Origin of the sequence: Spiroplasma sp. hy2, from assembly GCF_044714365.1 — a bacterium.
GTDB lineage: Bacteria > Bacillota_I > Bacilli_A > Mycoplasmatales > Mycoplasmataceae > Spiroplasma > Spiroplasma phoeniceum.
The window spans coordinates 1-1,421 of record NZ_RXFZ02000221.1; the positions used below are offsets into that span (position 1 = coordinate 1).

General features: G+C 24.5%; 2 protein-coding genes. One reads left to right on the forward strand and one right to left on the reverse strand.

Features of this window, described 5'->3' with window-relative positions:
• Positions 1-164: 164 nt before the first annotated feature.
• Complete coding sequence (locus tag EHV01_RS05570) at positions 165-947, forward strand: hypothetical protein (protein WP_422066593.1); 783 nt, start codon at positions 165-167, stop codon at positions 945-947.
• A gap of 22 nt (positions 948-969) precedes the next feature.
• On the opposite strand, the gene EHV01_RS05575 is transcribed toward EHV01_RS05570, so the two are convergent.
• Positions 970-1,197, reverse strand: coding sequence for a hypothetical protein (locus tag EHV01_RS05575; RefSeq protein WP_422066594.1), 228 nt, complete (start codon positions 1,195-1,197; stop codon positions 970-972).
• Positions 1,198-1,421 lie beyond the last annotated feature (224 nt).

A 1,421-nucleotide genomic window follows, 5' to 3' on the forward strand; every position in this document is an offset into this window, starting at 1 on the left:
GCTRTGTAATTATTTTTTTCATTAATTATTTACCTCCATATATTAAAAATATACCTAATTTTAGGTATATTTTATAAATATCAAGAGTTTTCGACAAAATTAAAGGATGTAATTAAAAAAACAATTTTTATGTGATAGTATGTAAAATATACCAAGGAGGGACTATGAAACGTTGAAATTATCGGATTTGATACAAAGATTATCTCTGATATTATAAAGTAATAATTGCCAGTTTAGCTTTTGGATTTTTAACTTATGGATTTTACATGGATATTTTTAAAGAATTTTGATATGTAAAAGGAACAAAACTTACTAGTTTGCAAAATTATGACATCTTATTAAGTTTTTATTCTGTTCAAGTTAATATCATAACTATTACTTGGTTAATATTAGCAATTTTTAATCATCATCGTGAACAAAAAAGTTGATTTTTTTCAACTAATGCTAAATTAAGTATTTTAAACTGAAATTTATTAATGTTTTTTATTTTTTGAATTGGAATTATTATTGGTTATAAAAACGGAAAAGTAACAATTTCTGAATATAGTAAAGCACAAATTAGTTGTACTGTTGTTACTCATTTTATTATGCCAATTCTCTTTTTTGGTTATACCTTCTTGTCATTTGGTGATCATCGTCTTAGTTGAAAAAAAGACTTTTTACAAAAAGATTGATGAATTAGTTTAAGTTATTCATCTTTTTATTTAATGTATGTTATTGTGCGGGCAGCAGCTTGAAAACGAGATGACAATATTACTTGAGCATATCCTTATCCATTTTTAGACATTGATAATCCAATTATTTCAGGATTATCAAGAGTACAAGCAGCATGTTTTATTGCTTTTATTTTTATTATTGTTTTTACTATTTTTCACATTAGTTTGCATAGTCTTAACAATGGTATGTACCGTGTTTTTAATAAAAATCAAAATAAAAAAAGAAAATAGTGATAAATAAAGTTATTTATCACTATTTTCTTTTTGCAGTTGTAATAAAATTTATTATTGCTATTAAATATTCCGTTGAATTATGATATATTCCGCGAACATGATCACAATAAAAAACAATTCGACGACTAATTTTTTGTTTTTCATACTTACGCTTATTCTGGTAAGCTACCCACCCCATTATATATGGTGTTGCATGATCTTTCTTATTCAAGATATATAACACTGGTAATTTTGCTAATGCTTCCAAATTCTCACCAGGATTAACTTGTTCTGGATCATACCTGCGTGTTTCAATCGCATAACGACAAATTACATAATAATGTTCATAATAATTAACTTTTGTGGCCGTATAAATTATTTTGGGGTCTTAAATTAATATCTTAGAAATTGTGGAATAATATACCACTTACTTATTTAGATTGTATTACTTTTAATTTTAATGTCAATATATTTTTCTATTTTTTTAMAMAA